The following is a 24,010-nucleotide window of genomic DNA, read 5'->3' as shown; positions in this document are numbered from 1 at the left end:
CCCGCAAGGGGCCGTATTTCATTTTCGGGAAGAGACATTTAATCAAGCGCGCAGCAGCGCATTGTCCGTATCGAAGGGGCTCTCTTCCACCACTTCCGCATCGTAGGACGTCCCGAGAATGCGGATCTTCAGCTTTGTGCCGACAGCAGCGTATTCCGGCTTGAGCATGGCGAGCGCGATGGACTTGCCGAGACGCCAGCCGAAGCCACCGCTGGTGGCGCGCCCGGCCAGCGTGCCGTTTTCGTCGAAGATTGCTTCCGAACCGCGTGCATCCACATCCGTGTTGCCGGATACGGTCAGCGTCGAGAAGACCCACTTCGCGCCGCCTTCCTTGTAAGCCACCAGCGCATCGCGGCCGATGAAGGATTTTTCCGGGCGAACAAAGCGATCGAGGCCGGATTCATAGGCGTTGTACTCCACCGACAGCTCGCGTCCCATGTTGCGGTAGGATTTTTCGAGCGACATGGAGACCATGGCGCGGATACCGAAGGGCTTGATCCCGAATTCCGCACCGGCTTCCATCAACCGGTCGAAGATGTAGTTCTGCATCTCGATCGGGTGGTGCAGCTCCCAGCCGAGTTCGCCGACGAAGTTGACACGCAGCGCGTGCGCCGTCGCCACGCCGACGGAAATCTGCTTGCCGGTAAGCCAGGGGAAGTCCTTGTTCTCAAGGCTGGTGCGCGTCAGCTTCTTCAACAGGTCGCGCGACTTCGGACCGGCCAGAACCAGCACGCCATATTTCTGCGTGATCGGCTGCAGCACGACCGAGCCATCGGTCGGTGCCAGGCGGAACAGCACGTCATGGTCATGCGCTTCCAGACCACCGGCCGAAACCATGTAGAAACGGCCAGGCGCCCACTCGTAAACGGTGAATTCCGCCTTCACGCCGCCGGTTGGCGTCAGCAGATGGGTGAGCGCGATGCGGCCACGCTTCTTCGGAATGGCATTGGCGAGAATGCTGTCGAGCCATGCCCGCGCACCGGGGCCCGAGACCTCCATCTTGGCGAAGGCGGACATATCGAGCACGCCGACATTCTGATGAACGTTCTTCACCTCGTTGCCGACATGTTCGAAATAGTTCGAGCGGCGGAACGACCACTTTTCAACAATGCGGCCATCATCCAGAGCCGGCGCATGGTTGTGACTGGTGATGACATCGGCGCCGACGCCGAGATCTTCCTCACGCAGCGCGTAGCCTTCCGGCGCATACCAGTTGGCGCGCTCCCAGCCGTAGACGGAGCCGAACACGCCCCCGAGTTTCTTCAGGCGGTCGTAAACCGGCGTCGTCTTCAGCGGACGGGCGGCGGAGCGTTCTTCATCCGGGTAATGCATGGTGAAGACGTTGGCATAGGCTTCCTCGTTCTTGGCGATGAGGTAACCTTCCGTTGCGTAAGGGCCGAAGCGGCGCGGATCGACACCCATGAGGTCGAGCGTCGGCTCGCCATCGACAATCCATTCCGCCAGCTGCCAGCCGGCGCCACCGGCAGCGGTGATGCCGAAGGAATGGCCTTCGTTCAGCCAGAAATTCTTCAGGCCCGGCGCAGGACCGACGATCGGGTTGCCATCAGGCGTATAGGCGATCGCGCCATTATAGACCTTCTTGATGCCGACTTCGCCGAAGGCCGGAACACGCACCATGGCGGTTTCGATATGCGGCATCAGGCGGTCCAGTTCTTCCTGGAACAGTTCATACTCACTGTCGTCGGAAGGACCGTCGACATAACAGACCGGCGCGCCGACTTCGTAAGGACCGAGGATCAGGCCGCCTGCCTCTTCGCGCATGTACCAGGCCGAGTCGGATTCGCGCAGAACGCCCATTTCCGGCAGGCCCTGGCGGCGGCGTTCCTGAATGGCCGGATGCGGTTCCGTGACGATATACTGGTGCTCGACCGGGATGACCGGAATATTGATGCCGACCATCTCGCCGGTCTTGCGCGCGAACGAGCCGGTGCAGGAGATGATGTGTTCGGCGATGATCTCGCCCTTGTCCGTCGTCACCTTCCAGTGACCGTCTTCAAGCTGCTCGATGGCGGTGACTGTCGTGTTGCGATAGATGGTGGCGCCGCGATCGCGCGCGCCCTTGGCAAGCGCCTGCGTCAGATCGGCGGGCTGGATGTAACCATCGTCCGGATGCTGGATGGCGCCAAGCAGGCCGTCCGTTTCGCAGAGCGGCCAGATTTCCTTCACCTGCTCCGGCGTCAGCATGTTGACGCGCACGCCGATGGTCTCGGCAATGCCGGCATAATACATATATTCGTCCCAGCGATCCTTGGTGCGGGCGAGACGAATGTTGGAGACCTTGGAGAAGCCGACATTCATGCCGGTCTCTTCCTGCAGTTCCTCATAGAACTTCACGGAATATTTGTGGATCTGGCCAACCGAGTAGCTCATGTTGAACAGCGGCAGAAGCCCGGCCGCGTGCCAGGTGGAACCGGAGGTAAGCTCCTTGCGCTCGATGAGCACGCTGTCGCTCCAGCCCTTCTTGGCAAGATGATATAGCGTCGAGACGCCGACAACGCCGCCACCGATCACCACCGCCCGTGCATGTGTCTTCATTTACAGAACCCCTGAAAAGCGCTGGCCTTGCCTTATTCCGCCAGCTTTGGATGGGAGGAATATGAAGCGCTTGCGGGTTGTTCAGCCGCCTGATTGCGACATGGCCATAGGGTGCTGCGACAGGGAAGAAATTGCGACCACAGACGGCGCGCGCCGCCGCGATCATGGACCGCGGCGGGACACCTTGTCGGCTGTTGCTTTTTCAGGAGCGACCTCATCTTCCCTCTTGGCTTTATCCTTGGTATCCGTCGCATCCGCGACAGGTGAGGACGCCGCCCCCGTATGAGCAACCACCGCCTTGTCACCCTCCTCCGAAAGCAGCGCAGCCAGCATCTGTGGATTAGCGTCGCCCTCCACGTGGATATTGAGGTTGCGCTGCGGGAAAGGAATGGCGATGCCTTCGTCGCGAAAGCGTTGGAGGATGGCGATGCGCAAGGCGTTTTTCACGGCCAGCCCGTTCGAAAGGTCGGCCAGATGGAAGCGCAGTTCGAAATCGAGGGAGAAATCGCCAAAGCGCAGGAATTCCACATGCGGCTCGGGATTGCGCAGCACTGGCGGCTGCGCCCGCACCAGTTCCAGCAGAATATCCATCACCTTCTGCGGATCGGAATCGTAAGCGACGGAAACCGGTATTTCCGCACGCATGATGCGGTTGCGGTGTGTCCAGTTGCCGACGGAGGAATTGATGAACTCGGAGTTCGGCACGATGATCGATTGCCCACGGAAGGTTTCGATTTCGGTGGCGCGCACCGAAAGGCGTTTGACAGTGCCCTCCGTCGTGCCGGTGACCACCCAGTCCCCCACCTTGAAGGGGCGCTCGACGAGCAGGATAAGGCCCGACACGAAGTTCGACACGATGTTCTGCAGGCCAAAACCGATACCGACCGAAAGAGCGGACGCGACGAGCGCAAGGCTTGAGAGGTTGAGGCCGGCCGAAGACACGCCGAAGATGGCCGCAACAGCGATGCCGAGATAACCAATGCCTGTTTTGACCGAGTTGCGCACCCCGGCATCCACCTGCCCGCGCGCCATGACGTTGCTGTCCAGCCACTTCTGGAACCAGCGGGTGATGATGTAACCAATGGCAAACACCAGAATGCCGCCGAAAATGCCGATGAGCGAGATCGATGCATTGCCGACGGTAATACCGGTCAACAGGCGGTAGGCCCAGCTTTCGATATCGCCGGGTTGGAAACCCCAGGAAAACAGGATCAGCGGTACGCCGAAGGCGAGAGCGACGACATAGATGCCGAGACCGGCAACAAGGCCCGCCTGATCCAGCGGAACGACACCCAGCCCATAACGCCGGGCGAGATAGCGGCCAGCGAGCGACTCCGCAAACGCGCCCTGCCGTGAAATCGCCTTGCCGGATAGAATGCCGATATACATCGTCGCCAGCACGGCACCCGTCGCGACGATCTGCGTGGCAAGGAAGCGCGCAAGGCCGACATAACCCGTCAGGCAGGCACCGATCAGGATAAGGCCGCCGACACGCAGGAGAATGACCAGCCAGCGCGGCAGACGCTGATGGCCGGTGTCTGAATCCTGCCCCTCACCGATCACCGGACGCAGGAACGAGACGGTAAGCAGGATGAGACCGATGATGATCGAGGCAACGAAACTTTTGGCGACGGTGACGATCAACGGCGAATAAAGCGTCTCGCTGATCGTGCCGAAGAGATAATCGAGACCGTTGACGAGCGCCATCAGCAGCACCGCCGAAGACAGCGTGTGTGCGCCCTTGTTGGAAACCTTCAGCAATCGCCATTCCGGCTGCGTCGGCGCGAAGATCGCGTAGCTCAGGCGCGAGACGAAATAGACGAAACCGGTAACCGCCATCGCCCCGAACAGGATCGGCGCGATGTCCGACCGCAGCACATTGAAATTATCAAGGAAGAAGGCGGAGGTGACGAGGAACAGAAACAGCGACAGCGACTGCACCATGGTGGACCAGAAAGCAACCGACAGGCGCCTCAAATAGGACGGCTCCCCCGTGAACGCCCGCCGCTCCATACGGCTGCCGAACAGGCGGTAGCCGCCCACCAGGAACAGAAGCGCGGCCATGATCGACAGCGTGACGGCCCCGAACATCGGCAACCGCTTGTAATTCCAGACATAGGTCGCCCAGCTGCTGAAGGCATTGTTGAGGTTGGAGAGCTCCGTCAGGAAGGCGGACGACGCATCGCCGAGCGTCTGCGCGGACACTTCGGTACGCTTGAAAAGCGTTGCGGCAAAAAGAGCCCGCCGGACGGCGGTAATATTGTTGGAAATCTGTGCGGCATTGTTGGCGGTGGCCTCAACCTCACCGGCCACGGCGTTCACCTCCCCCCGCTCCGCCGTCAGCCGGTTGCGCTCTTCCGTCACCATGCTTGATTCCGGCGGCTGTCCTTCGCCCGGGGCGGCACCCAGCGCGTCCAACCGCGTCTTGATCTGATCCAGACGGGCGCGAAGCTTGGCGTTGGTGGCGGCAGCATCGGTGGCAATACCGTCTGCCCGGCCCTTGAGGTCGACAAGCTGCGCATCATCGCGCCCACCGGCCTCCACCTGCCCCGAAATGAAGGAGAGATCCGACTTCCATTTTTCGAGATCGGTTTTTGCCTGCTCGATGGTCGATGGCTGAATGGCACCGGATGCTGCGGGCGTTGCCTCCTGCGCAGAGACAGGCGCAACGCCGAGGGCGCTGAACAGCGCAAACAATGCAACCAAAACGGCCGCCAAAGCGCCGGCCCGCCGACCACGTGCCGACGGCTCGCGGAGCACCCGCCTGTCGCCCATCCATCCGCCAAACATCAACCGCACATCCATGCCTTTCGTCTTACCATGCCGCTTCAGGCTATTTAGCGCCTGCAGCGCGGAAAACCAGCCGCATCGGATGAGGTTTTCCGCCGTTTGCCTTGCTTTCCACCACGGGAATCATCACTTTTCAATATGCAGCAACATGGGAGGAAATCATGGAATCTGCTGGCATCGGCTGGATTGCAGCCATTATCATCGGTGGTGTCGCGGGGTGGCTCGCCGAACAAGTCATGAAAAGCAATATGGGTGTTTTCATGAACATCCTTCTTGGAATCGTCGGCGCCGTCATCGCCAACGCCATCCTTGCGGTGTTTGGAATCGTTTTGATTGGCTGGCTCGGTTATCTCATCGCCGGCTTCATCGGCGCCTGTATCCTCATCGCCATTGGCAGGGCCTTCAGACGCGGCTGAATAAGTGTAGATCCGTAAAACCCCGGATTCCCAGGCTTTTCCAGCGCGGCTGAAATTTTTTCGTCACAAAAATCGGATAAATTTCAATTACGCGCTGGACAAGCCCAAACTTCCCCTTTATACGCCCCCTCACACCGCCACACGGTGCCGGTCGGGTGATTAGCTCAGTTGGTAGAGCAGCTGACTCTTAATCAGCGGGTCGTAGGTTCGAGCCCTACATCACCCACCATTTCCTCCTTAGATATCAAGATGCTGTGATGACATGTTAAGGCGTCGCCTCATCGCGACTTCTCGACACCGCACGTGAATTCCGGTTTGGCCTACGGCACGCATTTGCGTGAGCGGATGTGCAAAGGCAGCTAAAGATTGTTTGTCGATGCCCGCCTGGGCGAACCCAGAAAGCGCGGCTCAATCGGCCGGCCGGCGATGCGACTGCCAAACTCCTCGGTAAAGGGCACCGGCTCCGCTCGTCTCACCGCCTCGATGGCGGAGTCGATGAAAGCTTTCCGTCTTGGACTGTCCTCCTGCGGGCTGACACCAACGACGACGACCTTGTTTCGCACCTGCCCATCCCTGTGCAAAATAAACCGCAATGTGACCACCAGCCCTTCCGCATCCTCCGGCGGTTGCCAGCAGGCGAAAATCGCATCGAACATCTCGTTGATGTTGGAGGCAGGTGTTGGGTCTTTGCAGCCCCGCGACTGCGCAACAGCCTGCATCGGAGTGCCGGCAAGCAATGCAGCGACAAAAAGCAGCATAATAAAGCAAGAAAATCTGATGAAGGGGGAAAATATTTTATCCAAATCGAAACCCTGAAAATACAAATAAGCAATATTAAGAAGTATTATTCATCGTAAATAATTCTTCGAGCATCAGCAACATAATTGCACCTGAGAATTCCATCTCTATTTAAGATCATGATATAAAGCCTGGCTTTATCTGATCCGATCCAAGCGATAGCCCCTTCCCTATCGCTTCAGCCAATTTGCGAAAAAGCGCCGTCCTCGGTCGGAGCGGCAATAAGTTTCATCAATTAGATCGCGACGACGCGCGCTTCCCCAAAGCTGTCTCATTCATCCCTATGATCGGGGTCATGAGACTGCTCATCAACATCTTGCTCTTCATCCTCGGCGCGGTCGGAAGCGGCATATTTGCGTCCCTGATATCGGCCGCCCTTGCCGATTCCGGTCTTCTCGGCTCCTGCTTCGAGGGAAATTGCGGTTATGCCGCGCTTTTCATGGTTCTGCCCGTCACATGGTTCGTGCTTTTCGCGCTGTACGTGATGGCGCTCCTGATCTGGCGGCGCAAGCCGTTCCGTAACCGCAGGCTCTGAAAACGAGTATTGCCACCCAATTGCCACCGGGCGCTCGTTGACAGCAATAAAGACTTGCCGCTAACGTCCGCCTGCTGGGGGATTCGCTGCCAGTGATATGCGGGAAGCCCTTCAAGGCGTCCTGATGTCACCGGGCTCTGAATGTGCATGTTCCGATTTGCGTCTTGCTTCTATGGCAAGGCGCTTGGTGGCGTGCCGGAAAACAGGGAGACCAAAAGATGCGGGCCGCTATCAATTCCCCGTCGCTGTCGATCGACACCATGGACTATCAGGCGGAATGCCAGTTCGCGCTGGAGCCTTCCATTCGGGGGCTCATTGAAAAAGCCGAAGACGCCGGCTGGAACCGCCAGCAGGCTGCCCTCGCCATCGTTGCACTCGCCAGCGAGCATTTGACCGATCTCATGGCCACCGCCGCCGCTCCTGTGGCCGATCAACGCCCCCTCTCCTAAACTCCCCGAAAAGCCTCTCAGGACGTCTCTCCGTCCCCAAGACATCTTCCTTGAAGTTGAAGCTGCAGCACCGGAGTGTCCCCGTCGACACTGCCGGGCCGTCGCGCGGGCAGAGCTGCACCGCACTTATGCATACCTCTACAAGGCGAGGCACGGCTGGGCGCCATAGCAACGGGGCGCCGGCCAATTCACCGGCGCTGCCATAGTGTTGACATAAGCACCCAATAATGAGAACATAAAGTGAACATTATGGAGGTCAGCGATGAACACATCAGACGCAGCCATAGAAAATGCCCTTTCCGTCGTTGCCCGCTCGCGTGACCTGCGGGAGCGCGCGCTCGAACGGCGGCGCGAGTTACAGCGGCGAACGGAAGTCATCATTACCCGGCCGCTTTATGTTCTGAAAAAGAATGACGGGCCGAAACAATTGTCATTGAAGCTGGACAGCTGAGGCGACGGGCGACAGGACGCCTATATCGGCGAAAGACGTCCTCAGGGCGCTGAAACGAAAAGCCCGTGCGGATGTTCATCACGCACGGGATTTCACGTTCTAACGGATGTAATGTTGGTTTACTGCATGCGCTGCATCGCAGCCTCTGGCTCGCCGGTCGCGGCAACCGCTCCCGGCAGGCGGTCGGTTTTTTTCAGGATAACGACCGGCTTTTCTGCCGGGTCGGTCGGCGGAACGATGCTTGCGGTTTTGAATTCACGGTCGACGGCAGGAACGGAAGCATTGATCTTTTCATGACCTGCGCATTCCGCGAGCGCTGCACTGGCTGAAAAACCAAAGACAGCGGCGATTATGAGAACTGATTTCATGTCATTCTCCCTTCGCTTTTATGGCATCTCCAGTCTATGTGGAGACAAGCCGGATTGAAAATCACACTTTAGAGACATCTAAAACTATCATTCCTGGTCGGCAGTCGTGGTCATCACTGGCCTTCGACGGCCATTAGGCAAGGTCAACGTCTTTATTTCTTCCGCACATCCAGCGGGTTTTGGCAAAGCGGCCGGCGAAATATCATCGCCACGTAACTTCCCTTGAGGGATATGAGATTTGGCGTATAGGTTGAAACCGTCGCCACATTGGCGGCTTTTATGGTTCTTCCTTCAGAGGTATTGTGCTGCATTGCGCGCCTCCTTCCGTTAGCGATAACGAAAATGAGCTGCTCTTGTTCCGATCACGCTTTCGTTGGCACAGGGCAGAAATGCGCTGATGTCTTCTGCTCATCGGTTGGAAAGAAACACGCGGAACGCCCCGGCCCCCGTCGCCCTTGCTTGAAATATCGGCCCCAAGGCTCTATATCAGCGAGCGCGAGGACGACCTCGGCCATATCGGCAACAGCATGCGGGACGGCCCGGTCAAAAACCGGAGAATGCAATGCGCTCCCTGCAAGATCGTATCCGCCACGCCCTCAGCTTCGAAATCATCGGCCTTCTGCTTGTCATCCCGCTTGGCGCACTGCTTTTTGGCATGCCCATGGAAGACATCGGCGTCGTCGGGCTTGTCAGCGCCACGCTCGCGACGGTCTGGAACTACGTTTACAATCTCGGCTTCGACCATGCCATGCAGCGCCTGAAGGGCACGACACTGAAAACGCCCACCCTTCGGGTCGCCCATGCGGTGCTGTTCGAGCTAGGCCTGCTGATCGTGCTGATGCCGTTCATCGCCTGGTATCTGAACATCAGCCTCGTACACGCGCTCGTGATGGATATTTCGTTCGCGCTTTTTTACGTGGTCTATGCGTTCGTCTTCAACTGGAGCTACGACCGCGTCTTCCCCCTGCCGGAATGGAAGTCACAGCAGGACGCCGCCTGAGCGGCGTCTATCCCCGAAATTGGCCTTTAAGCGCCGCTTTTGACGCAGCGCGACGCTTAGAGCGACTTCAGCGTCCAGGCCACGATCTCGCGCGTGGCGGCGGCGAAGGCCTGGTCGAGTGCCTTGACGAAATTGGCGTTGCCGGAGCCGCTGACGCGGGCGCTGGAACGGAACACCTCCTGCGCCCTCACCGTGCCGTTGCGATCATTCAGAAGCTTCACCGAAATTTCGATATTCGCCACGTTGCGAGCGGTATCGATCTCGAAGGCGCGGATATCGCTCACGACCTGGTAGTCGATGGCGAGGCCCTGCCCCGGGCGGCCGACGCCGCCGAGTTTGCCGGTATCCTCGAAGGCTTCCACGAGCTTGGATTGCACCATGCGCGGCAGACGGTCGCTCCATTGGGAGTTGCCGAGATATTGCACCTCGGAGCCGGAGAGACGCACCACGATGTTCTCGCTATCGAGCGCCTTCAGCGCCGTCGGATCGGCAATCAGCAGCTGACGGCTTTTCAGCGACGGCCCCTGCGTCACCGCAGCCGGCGAGACGGAGAGATCGAATGTATCGTTTTTCGGCGCGCCAGCACAACCCGCCATCATCGCGGCGAGCAGCGGTGCAAGAACGAAGGCGCGACGCATCTGGCCGTTCATCGATAGTCTCATTGGCCCATACCCCTCTTAGCGCCTTGTTCTGCCGTCATATTGTTTCACGGTTTCGCCGCCGAAAATCAACCGTTGCGGATCGCGGTCAATGTTGGTGATGGCGTTGTTGAGATTATCGACCGTCTGGCGCGTGCTGCCGATCAGCGCCTGGAAATCTTTCAGGCCCGAGCTGGAGAAGCGCGTCAGATTATCGGCAATCGGGCCGATGCGGGCATTGAGATTGTCGGCCACCGCCTTGAAGGAGGTGAGCGTCTCGCGCGCCTTGGCAAACAGCGAGTTGGCATCATCAGTGCCGAGCATGCCGTCCACCTTGGCAAGAATGCCATCGACGCGGCTGGAGGCAAGGTTCAGCTTGCGGCCCATCTCGGTGAAGTCGGATACCGCCTGGTCGATATCGGCGCGACGGGCGCCAACATCGTCGGCAATCCGCTTGAAGTTTGCGACGGCGTCACGCGCATCGGCCGTTGCCGACGACACGTCATCGACCACGTTGCCCACCTTGGCGGGATCGACGGAGGCGAGAAGCTCATCCGCGCGTTTGACCACCGTCTGTACTTCCGTGCTCGCCGCCTCGAAGTTTTTCGCTGTGCTCTGCACCGTGTCCATGATGCCCTGGATGTCGCTGGAAGCGGACGCGACATCCTTCGTGACCTTGTCGACGTTGGACAGGATGGAATCGATCTTGCCGGCATCCACCGCCTTCACAAGGTCCTCGACCGCGCTGAGCGTGCCGTCGAGGCGCACCGAGACCGACTGGACCGTCGTGGAAAGCGAACTCAGGCTCGCGATGAAATTCTTGATGCCATCGGAATTGGCCGCCAGCGCATCGGAGAATTTCTCGGCATTGCGCACCGTCTGCGTCAGCGGGCCGCGCGCGTCCTGCACGAAACCCTGTAATTCGCCGATCGCGCCATCGGCGCGCTTCAGTATCTTGTCGGCAGTGGCAAGCAGGTTGGTGACGCTCGAAAGATCGGCGGTCAGTTCGGCCGGAACACCGCTTTCGACGGCTTTCTGCAGAATGCGCTCGCCATCCTTGTTGCCGCCGGAAAGCTCGATATAGGCGGCACCCGTCAGGCCCTGAATTTCTAGCACCGCGCGAGTGGACGGGAAAACCGGCGCGTCTGCCTGCACTTCGGTGAAGGCGATGGAATAGGCCGGATCGTCGCGGTCGATAGCAAGCCCGCGCACCGTACCAACGGGAATGCCGTTGAACCGCACCGGCGAACCGACGGACAGGCCGTTAGCCGAGCCCGGAATACGCACGACAAGCTGCGCCGTTGGGCCGCCACGGCCGAATTCCGCCATCCAGTAAACGAAGCCGAATGCGGCGGCGATCACGATCAGCGTGAAAATTCCGACTATGGTGTAGTTCGCCTTGGTTTCCATGCTTCCCGTTACTCCACCGGATTTTCGTGTTTGCCGTCCGGAAGAACGACAGAGCGTGCCCGTTTGCCGCGGAAATAGGACTGCACCCACGGGTCGTCGCAGGCGAACATGTCCTGCAATGTCCCTTCCACCAGCACTTTCTTCTGCCCCAGCACCGCAATGCGGTCGCAGACGGAGAACAGGCTGTCGAGGTCGTGCGTCACCATATAAACGGTCAGGCCAAGCGAATCGCGCAAGCGCGCTATCAGCATATCAAATTCCGCCGCCCCAATGGGATCGAGACCGGATGTCGGCTCATCGAGGAAGACGAGATCGGGATCGAGCGACAAGGCCCGGGCGAGCGCCGCACGCTTGATCATGCCGCCTGAGAGTTCCGACGGGTATTTGTCACCCGCATCGGGCTTCAGGCCGACCATCTCGATCTTGAGATAGGCCAGCTCGTCCATCAGCTTCTTCGGCAGGTCGAGATATTCCCGCATCGGCAGCTGGATGTTTTCCTTCACCGTCAGGCCGGAAAACAGCGCGCCCTGCTGGAACAGCACGCCGAGCCGCTGGTCAAGCATCATGCGGTCGTCTTCGCTGGCCTTGTCGTAATCGGTGCCGAGAATGCGGATCGCACCCGCCTGCCGCGGCAGAAGCCTTAGGATCGCGCGCATCAACACGGATTTGCCGGCACCGGATGGACCGATGAAGCCAAGGATTTCACCGCGATAGACGTCGAGATCGAGATTTTCGAGCACGTTGCGGCCATTGAAGCCGACAGTCACGCCCTCGACGGAAAGCACTGCCTCGCGGCCGTCCTTTGCGGTTTTTGTCTCTTGCGGCTTCTGGTCCAGGGTTTCCAACGCGCCCTCCTTAAAAATCGATGGCTGCGTAGAAGATGGCAAAGAGGCCATCCACCAGAATGACGACGAAGATGGACTTTACCACCGACGAGGTGACGTGTTTGCCGAGCGATTCCGCCGAACCGCCCACCTTCATGCCTTCCACCGCCGCGACGATGCCGATGATCAGCGCCATGAACGGCGCCTTGATCATGCCGGCGGCAATGGTCGATTCCTCCACCGCCCCATGCAGGCGCGACAGGAACACTTCAAATGTGATGCCGGAATAAAGCAGCGTGACAATGGCTGCCCCGAAAAGCGCTGCAAAATTGGCAAGAATGGTCAAAAGCGGCAGCGCAATCGTCAGCGCCACCAGCCGCGGGAAGACGAGCACGCCAACCGGATTGAGACCGATCACCTTCAGCGCGTCGATTTCCTCGCGCATCTTCATCGAGCCGATTTCAGCCGTGATCGCGCTGCCGGAGCGACCGGCGATCATGATCGCGGTCAGGAGAACGCCGATTTCACGCAATTGCAGAATGCCGACGAGATCGACGACGAAGACTTCGGCACCGAAATACCGGAGCTGGAACGCGCCCTGCTGGGCGATGATCGCGCCGATCAGGAAGGACATCAGCATGATGATCGGCACGGCGCGCACGCCCATATGGTCGATCTGGTTGACGATCGCCGCCGGCGAAACGCCGCGTCCCCGCCCGAGCTTCATCTGCGCGCCGCGCACGGCCGAGCCGAGAATATACATCCCCGCGAGGAAATCCGCGCCGTTCTGCACGACGGCCTGGCCGATCGGTGCAAAGATGCGCTCGGCGAGCCCCACCTTCTTGGGGGCCTCGCCCTCCATCTCCACCTTTTCAGGCAATTGGGAAATGACCTCTTCAATCTGGTCGTTTCCCGTTACGGTGACGGTGGCCCCCTTCGCCTCAAGATCCCGACGCAGACGCTGGATGATCCAGGCACCGGTGGTGTCGATCGCTTCGATGGACGAGAGATCGATTTCCGCAGCGCTGGAAGACGCGTCTTTCTCGATCTTGTCGAGAATGGGGAAAATGCCGGAGAGATTGCTGTTGCGCCAGGAACCGCTCAGCACAAAACGCGACGCGCCGCCGGAGACGGTATCGTCTGCGGAAATTGCGGCCGGGTTCGCCTGTTGCCGTGTGTCCTGTTCTTGCATAATGCTCCGAGCGAGTGCAGCCGTCACGAGATTCTTAAAGGTTTCATAACGTTTTGGCTCACGGCAAGCCACAGTGACAGCCGACAATTCGCGATAAATTTGGCGTCATGTGTCTTTTGACACCGATCAGGAAGTGAAAAAACATGCCCCGTTACCTTCAAGCCACAACAGAACGTTTCGCCGTTGCTGGCAGCTTCACCATTTCACGCGGCACCCGGACGCATGCGGATGTCGTAACGTGCACCATCCGGGATGGTTCCTTTACCGGTAAAGGTGAATGTGTGCCCTACCCGCGTTATGGCGAAAGCATTGAGGGCGTCATCGCCGACATCGAGGTTATGGCCGAGCAGATCGCTGGCGGCCTGACACGGCAGGACTTGCAGCAGGCGATGAAACCGGGCGCGGCCCGCAACGCCGTCGATTGCGCATTGTGGGATCTCGAAGCGAAAATGAGCGGCAAGAGCGCCGCCGAGCAGGTTGTCGGACAGGCGGTAAAGCCGCTCGTCACTGCCTACACGATCTCGCTTTCCGATCCCGACACCATGGCGGCAAAGACGGCACAGAATGCCACCCGCCCGCTGCTGAAGATCAAGACCGGCACAGCCGACGACGAGGCCCGCCTGCGCGCCGTTCGTGCCGCCGCGCCCGAGGCGCGCATCATAATCGATGCGAATGAGGGCTGGAACGACGACAATATCGAATATTATTTGAGGCTTGCAGCAGAACTGAAGATATCGCTGATCGAACAGCCGCTTCCCGCCGGCAAGGACGCGATTCTCACCCGCATCGACCATCCGGTTTTGATCTGCGCCGACGAGAGCGTGCATTCGACAAAGGACCTCGCCGGCCTGCGCGACCGTTACGATGCCATCAACATCAAGCTCGACAAGACCGGCGGCCTGACGGAAGCGCTTGTCATGAAGGCGGAGGCCGAAAGGCTCGGTTTCACCATCATGGTCGGCTGCATGCTCGGCACCTCGCTCGGCATGGCGCCCGCTGTGCTGGCCGCTCAAGGCGCAGCCTTTGCCGATCTCGACGGGCCGCTGCTGCTGGCTGAGGACCGTGAAGCGGGGCTGGTTTATGAAGGGTCGCTGGTCTATCCGGCACGGCCGGAATTGTGGGGGTAAGCCCCTGAAATTAAATCCTGATGAGCCGCAACCTCTCCCCTTGTTTCTTCTCCCCGCCGGGGAGAAGATGGCCCGAAGGGTCAGATGAGGGGGCAACGGTAGAGGTTTACGGCGAGCTCGCCCCCTCATCCCGCTGCCGCGGACTTCTCCCCGGCGGGGAGAAGAAACAGGTGGCAACCGCTCGCTTCACACGAGCCTGCACTGATCTCACGGAAAACACCGAAGGCCAAGTATTCCTTTAGCCTACAGGCCAAATCTCAAGCCGCATGTTTCCCGATCAGCCCCGGAATATTCACCGGCTCCATCTCATCCGATGTCTGCTCGGCAATGACTTCGCTCGTCTGCATCCAGGTGATCAGCTCGAACGTGCCGTCGGCATTTTCGGCAATCGCCGTGCAGCTTTCCACCCAGTCGCCGGTGTTGATGTAGCGGATGCCATCCATGTCTTCCATGACGGCGTGGTGAATGTGGCCGCAGATCACGCCGTCGACATTGTTGCGCCGCGCCTCATCCGCCACCACGCGCTGGAACTCGCCGATAAAGTTGACGGCGTGTTTGACCTGCAGCTTCGCCCAGGCCGAGAACGACCAGTAAGGCAAGCCGATGCGGCGACGCACGGCGGCAAGGGCGATGTTGATGGCGATCGCCGCATCATAGGCCCAGTCACCGAGATAAGCGAGCAGGCGGGCATTGCGCACCACCACGTCGAACTCGTCGCCATGGATGACCAGATATTTCTTGCCGTCCGCCGCCTCGTGGATCATGCGCTCGGCAACTTCTATGCCGCCGAAATGCATGCCGGGAAACTCCCGCAGGAATTCATCATGGTTTCCGGGAATATAAACGATGCGGGTTCCCTTGCGGGCCTTGCGCAGAAGCTTCTGCACCACGTCGTTGCAGCCCTGTGGCCAGTACCAGCTGCGGCGCAGGCGCCAGCCGTCGACGATGTCGCCGACCATGATGATCGTTTCGGCCTCGTGGTATTTCAGGAAGTCGAGCAGATAATCCGTCTTGGCTGCCTTTGAACCAAGATGAACATCTGAAATGAAAAGCGTTCTGAACTGTCTGGTTTCAATTTGACCGGCCACGGATATCATCCCCCTGTTCGGTTGCGTCCCTGCGGCTTTCTTCCCTCTCAGAACCAGACTCGTGTTTCAGCAACATGACAGCGGCCGTTTTTTGCAGGGAATATGACGAAAGCTTTCACGAAAACGCGAATAAGCCATGGCGGCATTTGCATAAGGTACGGTCAAATAACGGCTGTACCACGGGTAAGTTTGTTGTATTCAGGGGGCCGAAATAAAACCAGATACGACGGTGGAAGACATGACCTCTCACGATAAGAACAACACGCCCGCCAACACGGCAAAGGCCGACATCGAGGAACAGGCGCTCTTTTTCCACCGCTACCCGCGCCCGGGCAAGCTGGAGATCCAGGCCACCAAGCCGCTCGGCAACCAGCGCGATCTGGCGCTCGCCTATTCGCCGGGTGTCGCCGCCCCCTGCCTTGCCATCCACGAGAACGCCGAAATGGCAGCGGAATACACGGCCCGCGCCAATCTCGTCGCGGTCATCTCGAACGGCACGGCAGTTCTTGGCCTTGGCAATATCGGCCCGCTTGCCTCGAAGCCCGTTATGGAAGGCAAGGCCGTCCTCTTCAAGAAATTCGCCGGCATCGATGTGTTCGATATCGAAATCGATGCGCCCGGCATCAACGACATGGTCTCCACCATCGCGGCGCTGGAACCCACCTTCGGCGGCATCAACCTTGAGGACATTAAGGCGCCGGAATGTTTCGAGGTGGAGCGCCAGCTGCGCGAGAAGATGAACATCCCGGTCTTCCACGATGACCAGCATGGCACCGCGATCATCGTCGCCGCCGCTGTCACCAACGCTCTGGAACTCGCCGGCAAGTCTCTGTCCAGCGTCAAGATCGTGGCGTCAGGCGCCGGTGCGGCGGCCCTTGCCTGCCTCAACCTCCTTGTTGCGATGGGCGCCAAAAAAGAAAACATCTGGGTGCACGACATCGAGGGCCTTGTCTATGACGGCCGCAACACGTTGATGGACGAGTGGAAGGAAGTTTACGCCCAGAAGACCGACAAGCGCGTGCTGGCTGAAACCATTGATGGCGCCGATGTCTTCCTCGGCCTGTCGGCGGCAGGCGTCCTGAAGCCGGAACTGCTGGAGCGCATGGCGGAGAACCCGCTCATCCTCGCGCTTGCCAACCCGAAGCCTGAAATCATGCCGGAAGAGGCGCGTGCCGCCCGCCCGGATGCGATGATCTGCACCGGCCGCTCGGACTTCCCGAACCAGGTCAACAACGTGCTGTGCTTCCCCTATATCTTCCGCGGCGCGCTCGATTGCGGCGCAACCACGATCAACGAAGAAATGAAGATGGCCGCGGTGCAGGCCATCGCCGAATTGGCGCGTGAGGAAGTCTCCGAAGTGGCTGCCAAGGCCTATAGCGGCGAAACGCCGATCTTCGGCCCGACCTACCTCATCCCCTCGCCCTTCGATCCGCGCCTTATCCTGCGCATTGCCCCGGCCGTCGCCCGTGCTGCCGCCGCGAGCGGCGTCGCCGCCCGGCCGATCACCGACTTCGAAGCCTATCTCGACCAGCTGAACCGCTTCGTCTGGCGCTCGGGCTTCATCATGAAGCCGGTCTTCAACGCCGCCAAAGCTGCCGAAAAGAAGCGTATCATCTTTGCCGAAGGCGAAGACGAACGCGTACTGCGCGCCGCCCAGGTGCTGCTGGAAGAGGGCACCGGCATTCCAATCCTCATCGGCCGTCCGCAGATCATCGAAACGCGCCTCAAGCGCTTCGGCCTGCGCATCCGCCCACATACGGATTTCGCCGTGGTTAACCCGGAAGACGATCCGCGCTACCGCGAATACGTGGATGACTATTTCGCCCTCGTTGGTCGCGCCGGCATCAATCCGGAAGCGGCGCGTACCATCGTGCGTACCAACACGACCGTCATCGGCGCGCTTTCGGTCAAGCGCGGCGAAGCGGATGCGCTGATCTGCGGTCTCGAAGGCCGTTACGACCGCCATCTGCGAGACGTGAACCAGATCATCGGCAAGCAGGACGGCGTGCGCTCCTTCGCGGGCCTCAGCCTGCTCATCACCCAGCAGGGCGCGCTGTTCCTCACCGATACCTTCGTCAACAACGACCCGACATCAGAAGAAGTGGCCGAGATGGCGATCCTTGCGGCGAAGGAAATCCGCCGCTTCGGCATCACGCCAAAGATCGCGCTCGCCAGCCATTCCAATTTCGGCTCGCGCGATTCCGAAAGCGCCCGCAAGATGCGCCGCGCCCTGAAGATCGTGCAGGAGGCTGCACCCGAACTGGAAGTGGACGGCGAAATGCAGGGCGGCTCGGCCCTGTCGGAAGCACTGCGCAAGCGCGCCATGCCCAACAGCGTGCTGACCGGCGAGGCAAACCTGCTGGTCTTCCCGAATCTCGATGCCGCCAATATCACGCTCGGTGTCACCCGCACCTTGACGGAAGGCCTGCATGTCGGCCCGATCCTGCTCGGCACGGCCCTGCCCGCCCACATCCTGTCGCCCAGCGTCACCTCGCGCGGCGTCGTCAACATGGCGGCCTTTGCCGTGGTGCAGGCCTCGCACCCTTCGGTGTGATGAAGGCGCATTAACGCAGTTTTGAACATGCTGTTGCCGCAATGCGGCAACAGCTTATGTTATCTTCCTGAAACACGGATTTCCTGAAGCATAACACCCCTGCCACCGGCCGGGGACATCATACGGATCGCACAATTGACCCGGCGCAGCCGCATCATCGGCCTCCTGCTTCCCCTTGTTTTCATCGCTCCTGCCGCCGCTTTTGCGGATCAGGTGTGCGATACGCTGTATCAACAGTTGCGCGAACCGCCCCGTGTCATCGGCAACACGGCCGAGGTGCGGGGTTACGCCAATGCGCTCGCCCGCCAGAACATCGTCATCCGCAAGATCAGAAACGACATGCGCAGCTATGGCTGCTCGTCCGGTAGTGTCATTGTGTATGGCAATCCCAATGCCGGGCTCTGCGCCGAGATCGGCGATGCGCTGGTGGATGCCGAGGCCGAGCGCGACGCGATCATCCGCGACCGCGATGAGGCCATGGCGGGCGCTCGCAACGATGACAGCAACGTCAGGCGCGAGCGCATTCTCGCCGCCCTTGATGCCAATGGCTGCAGCCCCGCAGAGGATATGAACCGCCAAGCATCGCCTGCGCCCGATGTGACCCGGTATCCCGATGCCTTCAGGCAGAATGGCGATGAGCCGGGACAGGCGGGCCTTTCGCCCTACCCCAACGCCGCCACCGAGGGCGGGCTTCGAACACTCTGCGTGCGCACCTGCGACGGATCGTTCTTCCCGATCGCCTCCAATGCCTCGCCACTTGATTTCCGCGCCCAGGCCGAGCAATGCCAGAAAATGTGCCCGGGAACGGAGACGGAGCTTTATTTCCACTCCATGACGGATCAGGAAACAGCAGACATGGTGTCCGCTGAAACCGGAAAACCCTACAGGGACCTGCCGACCGCCTTCGCCTATCGCAATTCTTCCGCAAAAGCGCCCGGCTGCGCCTGCAACATGGCCGCCTATCACCAGGAGATGCAAAAGCAGGAACAGGCGTCCCGGCCGGAAGCGGATAAGCCCTATTCCAGCATCACCACCATTCCATCGCCGCAAGGTGACAAGGCTCCGAAGCCCGCCGAGCAGCAGGCAGCAAAGCCGCCTGAACAACCCGTTCCCGAGCGCGACTATGACCCGAACGATGCAAAAGTGCGTATCATCGGACCCAAATTCCTGCCGGACCAGACCGGCAAGATCGACCTGAAAAACCCGGCGCTGAAAGGCATCCAGCCGCAGCAGTGACTACGTCGCGAGCGAGCGCGCGAGGCGTATTTCTTCTCCCCGCCGGGGAGAAGGTCGCGGCAGCGGGATGAGGGGGAAAGCTCTCCGAAAATCTCTACCGTTACCCCCTCATCCGACCCTTCGGGCCACCTTCTCCCCGGCGGGGAGAAGAAATGCACGGCAATGTCCCGACCTATTCGCAGGCCTCCGTGTCTACTCCCCACCCCAGCGGTTACGAAACACAAGCTCCTCCAGCGGCACGCGCTGCCGCCAGCCCTTCACCGCCAGTTCCGGCTCTGTATAAAGCGTATCGACGCGACCAAGGCACAGCCAGGCGACGATCTCGATATGATCGGGGATATCCAGAATGGCCCTGATATCGCTGTCGTGGAAAATGCTGACCCAGCCGACGCCGACGCCTTCGGCGCGGGCCGCGAGCCAGAGGTTCTGGATGGCGCAGACGGTGGAATAGACATCCGTGCGTGGATTATGGGTGCGGCCCAGCACCACCTTGCCACCCCGTGTCGGATCGCAGGTGACGCAGATGCTGAGCGGGGCCTTGCGGATGCCTTCGAGCTTCAGGCTGCGGTAGAGCGCCTGCTTCTCGCCCGCAAACATCGCCGCCGCCTCTTCATTGGCGCGGCTGAAGGCCACCCATGCCGCCTGGCGCACGGCGCCGTCGGTAACGAGGGTGAAGTTCCACGGCTGCATGAAACCAACGGAGGGAGCGGCATGCGCCGCTTTCAGGAGGCGCTCGACGAGATCGTCCGGCAGCGGGTCTGGCAGGAACTGGTCGCGCACATCACGCCGCGTCTCGATGGCGCGGTAGATCGCTTCGCGCTCCTCGCTGGAAAACGGGCGGGCGGGTGAAAGCGCATGATCGAAAGGATTGGCGTCGGGTGGCGTTGTGAAGGGCGGTTCGGTCGGCATCGTTTATCCCTAACAATGCGGGCGGGCCGGTGCCGAAACCATGGAGGGTTCGCAGCGACGACTCGCTTTCCATCAACCTGCCGCCGTCCGCGCGGTTCGGTCTATTTTGCCAGGCCGGTCTTCTGACTAGGCTTCATCCGCCCCTTTCGCCTTCCCGAATAACTTCAGTGGCATGAGAAAAAGGGCATCCGCTTCACAGCGTTGGGCACGTTCCGGTCTCTCACCGGATTCCCGATTCTCCCGCTGCAAAGGCGGGCACCTGACCGTTGAAGCTATGGGCAAAATAGCGTGCGAACGCAAGTGTCGCCAAGGCCGCGCGACAATATGACCGTGCTCCCCGCCTCCGTCATTCCGGCCCTGAGCCGGAGTGAAGGGAGGGGGTACACCGCCTCGTCAGAACCGCATCACGCCACCGGGAAGTACCTGACATAAGCGAACTCATCCCCATCCGGCGACCAGTTGGGCGAATTCATCGTGCCCTGCCCGCCGAAAAGCTCGAACAACGTTTCCACATTGCCGCCGTCCATATCCATCAGCCGCACGCGTACATCGAGATCGCGCGGATGGTCGAAAACGTCGCCATCATAGGAAATGAACACCACCTTGTCTCCCTTCGGAGACGGGTGTGGAAACCAGTCGCCATAGGGGCTGTCGGTGATACGCTCCACAGCTGAGCCATCCACCCGCACCCGCCAGATCTGCATTTGGCCCGTGCGGCTGGAATTGAAATAGATCCACATACCGTCAGGCGAATAGTCCGGGCCGTCATTGCGGCCTTCACCATGGGTAAGGCGTGTTTCAACGCCGCTGTCTATGTCCATGGAATAGATATCGAAAACCTGATCGCGAATACCGCAATAGGCGAAGCTTTTCCCGTCGGGGGACCAGCCATGCCAATAGGAGGGCAGGTTCTTCGTCATCAGCTGCGGCGCGCCGCCCGCCGAGGACAGAAGATAGATGGCGCTTTTGCCGAATTCCACCTTGTCTGAAATGGCGTAAAGCGAACCGTCGGGCGAAATGCCGTGATCGTTGTTGCACTGGATTGCGAAACCCGTATCGACCTTTTGTGGCGACGCGTCACCGGAAAGGGACAGGCGGTAAAGCAGCCCTTCGCTGTTCAGCAGCAGATATTTGCCATCGGGCGACCAGTTCGGCGCTTCGAACAGCTCAGGCGTCCGCCACACCACCCGCATCTGCCGGGTCCGGATGTTGAAGATTTCGATGGAGCTGCGCATTCTGCCTCCCGGGCTTGTCAATGTTCCGACCGCAACGGCGCAGACATTCCATTTGAATCCGTCGCCGCCGTGGCTATGATCCTAGGGCGGCAGGCACCGTCCTGCAAATTCAAACCGGAAAAAACGCCTGTGCCCCGGCACCGTCCGCGGCCCTCCCCGTTTCTCCCAGATTCGAGGTTCCGCGATGAATACCATCGCCGATCACGGCATCCGCTTCGGCCGGATCGCCGCAATGCTTCCTGTCAAGAATATCGAAAAGGCCCATGATTTTTATGTCGGCGTGCTCGGTTTCGAAAAGACCTTCGAAAACGGCAATCCCGTCGGCTTCATCATCCTGAAACAGGGCAATGCCGAGCTGCACCTGACATTGCAGCCGGCCCACAGGGCAGCCCCTTTCAACGTCGCGCATATGATGGTCAGCGATGTCGATGCGCTGCACACGGTTTGCAAGAAACATGGGCTGCGCATTATCAAGGGCTTGCAGGACAAGGAGTATGGCCTCAGGGCCTTTGTGTTTGAAGACCCTGACGGCAACCGCATCGATGTGGGGCAGGCTATTTAAGGCGAGTGAACGGCGCGGGGTTTTCTCCGCGCCGCTTGCTTAAACGCGAAGGCTTGTTGTGGAACGAGCGCATGCCCCTCGTTTTTTCTCCCCGCCGGGGAGAAGAAACGAGCGGCGACGCCGGGCAAAACATCCGCTACCAGCGTCTTCCTTCAATCACCGATCCCGGAACCGGTTGGTAATCGGATACCGCCTGTCACGCCCAAAATTCTTCTTGGTGATCTTCACACCCGGCGCTGATTGGCGGCGCTTGTATTCGGCGAGATAAAGCAGATGCTCCACCCGGTGCACGGTCGCGATATCATGGCCGCGCGCCAGAATTTCCTCGACCGACATTTCCTTTTCGACAAGGCATTCCAGAATATCGTCTAGCACCGGATAGGGCGGCAGCGAATCCTGGTCGGTCTGGTTGGGGCGCAATTCGGCCGATGGCGCCTTGGCGATGATGTTGGCGGGGATCACCTCGGCGGAAGGTCCGAGCGCGCCCGGCGGTACATGGGCGTTGCGCCAGGTGGAAATGGCATAGACCTGCATCTTGTAGAGGTCCTTGATGGGGTTGAAGCCGCCATTCATGTCGCCATAAAGCGTGGCGTAACCCACCGACATCTCGGACTTGTTGCCCGTCGTCACGACCATGGATCCGAACTTGTTCGAAACGGCCATCAAAATGGTGCCGCGCGTGCGGCTCTGCAGGTTTTCCTCGGTGATGCCCTCTTCGGTGCCCTCGAAAAGTTCTGACAGCGCCGAGAGAAAGCCTTCCACCGGCTCGACGATCGGCACGATATCGTATCGGCAGCCGAGCGCTTTTGCGCAATCTGCGGCATCCTTCAGCGATTCTTCCGAGGTATAGCGGTATGGCAGCATGATGCAGCGCACCCGCTCCTCACCCAACGCATCGACCGCAAGGGCGGCGCAGATCGCCGAATCGATGCCGCCGGAAAGCCCGAGTACCACGCTCTTGAAGCCGTTCTTGTTGACGTAATCCCGAAAGCCCAGCATGCAGGCGCGGTAATCCGCTTCCTCGCCTTCGGGAATCTTCGAAAACGGCCCGCTTTCGCAGCGCCAGCCATCCGCCGTGCGTTTCCAGTCGGTTACGGCGAGCGTCGCCTCGAACTGGCTCATCTGGAAGGCAAGTGTCTTGTCGGCATTGAAGCCGAAGCTGGCGCCATCAAAAACAAGCTCATCCTGTCCGCCCAGCTGGTTGGCGAAAACCAGCGGCAGCCCGCTTTCGATTACCTGTCGGAGCGCCACCTGATGGCGCACGTCCAGCTTGCCGCGGTAATAGGGCGAACCGTTCGGCACCAGCAGAATTTCCGCCCCGCTTTCGGCGAGCGTCTCGCAGACGCCCATGTCGTTCCAGATTTCCTCGCAGATCGGAATACCGATCCTCACCCCGCGGAAATTATAGGGGCCGGAAATCGACCCTTCGGAGAACACGCGCTTCTCGTCGAATTCGCCGTAATTCGGCAGGTCGATCTTGTCGCGCAGCGCAATGATCTTGCCACCATCCAGAAGCGCCACGGAATTGTGCCGACCGGTCTCGCCCTGTCGCGGAAAGCCGATAACGATACCCGGCCCGCCGTCCGCAGTCTCGGCTGCCAGTTCCTCGACAGCCTTGAGGCACGCCTTCAGGAAAGCCGGCTTCAGCACCAAATCCTCAGGCGGATAGCCTGAAATGAACAGTTCGGTCAGAAGCAGAAGATCGGCACCCTGGGTTGCCGCATCGGCCCTTGCCTCACGCGCCTTGGCGAGATTGCCCGCCACGTCGCCAACAGTGGGATTGAACTGCCCGACGGCAATCCGCAGATGGTTCGCTATATCGTGTCTGTCGCTCATGTCCCTTCAATACCGCGCCCGTGATCGCTCCGCAAC

Annotated in this window: 22 protein-coding genes, 1 tRNA gene and 1 riboswitch; of the genes, 10 read left to right on the top strand and 13 right to left on the bottom strand. The window is 59.9% G+C overall.

Features of this window, described 5'->3' with window-relative positions:
- Positions 1-42 precede the first annotated feature (42 nt).
- Both AT6N2_RS02650 and AT6N2_RS02645 read right to left on the bottom strand, forming a co-directional pair.
- On the bottom strand, positions 43-2,556 hold the full coding sequence (locus AT6N2_RS02650) for a GcvT family protein (RefSeq protein WP_209088255.1): 2,514 nt from the start codon (positions 2,554-2,556) through the stop codon (positions 43-45).
- Between the two features lie 162 nt (positions 2,557-2,718).
- Entirely contained in the window at positions 2,719-5,346 is a 2,628-nt protein-coding gene (locus tag AT6N2_RS02645; protein WP_233282469.1) for a mechanosensitive ion channel family protein, read from the bottom strand.
- A gap of 161 nt (positions 5,347-5,507) precedes the next feature.
- On the opposite strand from AT6N2_RS02645, the gene AT6N2_RS02640 reads away from it, so the two are divergent.
- Positions 5,508-5,762 (top strand): GlsB/YeaQ/YmgE family stress response membrane protein, encoded by a 255-nt coding sequence (locus AT6N2_RS02640; RefSeq protein ID WP_144574129.1) that lies wholly within the window; start codon positions 5,508-5,510, stop codon positions 5,760-5,762.
- A gap of 153 nt (positions 5,763-5,915) precedes the next feature.
- Positions 5,916-5,991, top strand: a tRNA-Lys gene (locus AT6N2_RS02635).
- A gap of 130 nt (positions 5,992-6,121) precedes the next feature.
- Here AT6N2_RS02635 and AT6N2_RS02630 read toward each other — a convergent pair.
- Positions 6,122-6,586 carry an energy transducer TonB gene (locus tag AT6N2_RS02630; protein WP_233282468.1) on the bottom strand — a complete coding sequence of 155 codons (465 nt, stop codon included), beginning with the start codon at positions 6,584-6,586 and terminating at the stop codon, positions 6,122-6,124.
- Between the two features lie 257 nt (positions 6,587-6,843).
- Between AT6N2_RS02630 and AT6N2_RS02625 the strand changes: the two genes are divergently transcribed.
- From AT6N2_RS02625 to AT6N2_RS02615, 3 genes are all read left to right on the top strand, one after another.
- A complete protein-coding gene (locus AT6N2_RS02625; RefSeq protein ID WP_063948899.1) occupies positions 6,844-7,095 on the top strand; it encodes a hypothetical protein in 252 nt (83 codons plus the stop codon).
- Between the two features lie 218 nt (positions 7,096-7,313).
- Positions 7,314-7,544, top strand: a complete 231-nt coding sequence (locus tag AT6N2_RS02620; RefSeq protein WP_063948898.1) for a hypothetical protein — start codon at positions 7,314-7,316, stop codon at positions 7,542-7,544.
- A gap of 262 nt (positions 7,545-7,806) precedes the next feature.
- Positions 7,807-7,995: a hypothetical protein gene (locus AT6N2_RS02615; protein WP_063948897.1), complete on the top strand. Its 189-nt coding sequence runs from the start codon at positions 7,807-7,809 to the stop codon at positions 7,993-7,995.
- 119 nt (positions 7,996-8,114) lie between these two features.
- Here the strand turns inward: AT6N2_RS02615 and AT6N2_RS02610 are convergent, their stop codons facing one another.
- Positions 8,115-8,363 (bottom strand): hypothetical protein, encoded by a 249-nt coding sequence (locus AT6N2_RS02610; RefSeq protein WP_063948896.1) that lies wholly within the window; start codon positions 8,361-8,363, stop codon positions 8,115-8,117.
- Positions 8,364-8,515: 152 nt separating this feature from the next.
- The gene (locus AT6N2_RS02605; protein WP_172801600.1) at positions 8,516-8,674 is read right to left on the bottom strand and encodes a hypothetical protein; all 159 of its coding nucleotides are present in this window, start codon (positions 8,672-8,674) and stop codon (positions 8,516-8,518) included.
- A gap of 251 nt (positions 8,675-8,925) precedes the next feature.
- On the opposite strand from AT6N2_RS02605, the gene AT6N2_RS02600 reads away from it, so the two are divergent.
- Entirely contained in the window at positions 8,926-9,363 is a 438-nt protein-coding gene (locus AT6N2_RS02600; protein ID WP_063948895.1) for a PACE efflux transporter, read from the top strand.
- Positions 9,364-9,419: 56 nt separating this feature from the next.
- Here AT6N2_RS02600 and AT6N2_RS02595 read toward each other — a convergent pair whose 3' ends face one another.
- From AT6N2_RS02595 to AT6N2_RS02580, 4 genes are read right to left on the bottom strand one after another with little or no spacing between them, the layout of a single operon-like run.
- Positions 9,420-10,025, bottom strand: a complete 606-nt coding sequence (locus AT6N2_RS02595; RefSeq protein WP_063948894.1) for an ABC-type transport auxiliary lipoprotein family protein — start codon at positions 10,023-10,025, stop codon at positions 9,420-9,422.
- Between the two features lie 15 nt (positions 10,026-10,040).
- Positions 10,041-11,411 carry an MCE family protein gene (locus AT6N2_RS02590; RefSeq protein ID WP_063948893.1) on the bottom strand — a complete coding sequence of 457 codons (1,371 nt, stop codon included), beginning with the start codon at positions 11,409-11,411 and terminating at the stop codon, positions 10,041-10,043.
- 8 nt (positions 11,412-11,419) lie between these two features.
- Positions 11,420-12,256, bottom strand: a complete 837-nt coding sequence (locus AT6N2_RS02585; RefSeq protein WP_063948892.1) for an ABC transporter ATP-binding protein — start codon at positions 12,254-12,256, stop codon at positions 11,420-11,422.
- A 10-nt stretch (positions 12,257-12,266) separates the two neighbouring features.
- Positions 12,267-13,427 (bottom strand): ABC transporter permease, encoded by a 1,161-nt coding sequence (locus AT6N2_RS02580; RefSeq protein WP_209088249.1) that lies wholly within the window; start codon positions 13,425-13,427, stop codon positions 12,267-12,269.
- Positions 13,428-13,570: 143 nt separating this feature from the next.
- Between AT6N2_RS02580 and dgcA the strand changes: the two genes are divergently transcribed.
- On the top strand, positions 13,571-14,554 hold the full coding sequence (gene dgcA, locus AT6N2_RS02575; protein ID WP_209088246.1) for an N-acetyl-D-Glu racemase DgcA: 984 nt from the start codon (positions 13,571-13,573) through the stop codon (positions 14,552-14,554).
- Between the two features lie 257 nt (positions 14,555-14,811).
- Here dgcA and AT6N2_RS02570 read toward each other — a convergent pair whose 3' ends face one another.
- A complete protein-coding gene (locus AT6N2_RS02570; protein ID WP_063948889.1) occupies positions 14,812-15,651 on the bottom strand; it encodes a UDP-2,3-diacylglucosamine diphosphatase in 840 nt (279 codons plus the stop codon).
- Between the two features lie 229 nt (positions 15,652-15,880).
- Here AT6N2_RS02570 and AT6N2_RS02565 point away from each other — a divergent pair, with 229 nt between their 5' ends.
- Positions 15,881-18,196 (top strand): NADP-dependent malic enzyme, encoded by a 2,316-nt coding sequence (locus AT6N2_RS02565; RefSeq protein WP_144574121.1) that lies wholly within the window; start codon positions 15,881-15,883, stop codon positions 18,194-18,196.
- Between the two features lie 135 nt (positions 18,197-18,331).
- Complete coding sequence (locus AT6N2_RS02560; RefSeq protein WP_209088243.1) at positions 18,332-19,432, top strand: DUF2865 domain-containing protein; 1,101 nt, start codon at positions 18,332-18,334, stop codon at positions 19,430-19,432.
- A gap of 192 nt (positions 19,433-19,624) precedes the next feature.
- Here the strand turns inward: AT6N2_RS02560 and bluB are convergent, their stop codons facing one another.
- Together bluB and AT6N2_RS02550 are read right to left on the bottom strand one after the other, a co-directional pair.
- On the bottom strand, positions 19,625-20,341 hold the full coding sequence (gene bluB, locus AT6N2_RS02555) for a 5,6-dimethylbenzimidazole synthase (protein WP_063948886.1): 717 nt from the start codon (positions 20,339-20,341) through the stop codon (positions 19,625-19,627).
- Between the two features lie 95 nt (positions 20,342-20,436).
- Positions 20,437-20,619: riboswitch (cobalamin riboswitch) on the bottom strand.
- A 126-nt stretch (positions 20,620-20,745) separates the two neighbouring features.
- Positions 20,746-21,576 carry a TolB family protein gene (locus AT6N2_RS02550; RefSeq protein ID WP_209088240.1) on the bottom strand — a complete coding sequence of 277 codons (831 nt, stop codon included), beginning with the start codon at positions 21,574-21,576 and terminating at the stop codon, positions 20,746-20,748.
- 184 nt (positions 21,577-21,760) lie between these two features.
- Here AT6N2_RS02550 and AT6N2_RS02545 point away from each other — a divergent pair, with 184 nt between their 5' ends.
- Positions 21,761-22,138, top strand: a complete 378-nt coding sequence (locus AT6N2_RS02545) for a glyoxalase superfamily protein (protein ID WP_209088237.1) — start codon at positions 21,761-21,763, stop codon at positions 22,136-22,138.
- A gap of 156 nt (positions 22,139-22,294) precedes the next feature.
- Here the strand turns inward: AT6N2_RS02545 and AT6N2_RS02540 are convergent, their stop codons facing one another.
- A complete protein-coding gene (locus tag AT6N2_RS02540) occupies positions 22,295-23,974 on the bottom strand; it encodes an NAD+ synthase (RefSeq protein ID WP_209088234.1) in 1,680 nt (559 codons plus the stop codon).
- Between the last annotated feature and the right edge of the window lie 36 nt (positions 23,975-24,010).

Source organism: Agrobacterium tumefaciens, assembly GCF_017726655.1.
Taxonomy (GTDB): Bacteria; Pseudomonadota; Alphaproteobacteria; order Rhizobiales; family Rhizobiaceae; genus Agrobacterium; species Agrobacterium tumefaciens_B.
The sequence above is the reverse complement of the archived record's forward strand: the minus strand, read 5'-3'. Positions and strand labels throughout refer to the sequence as shown.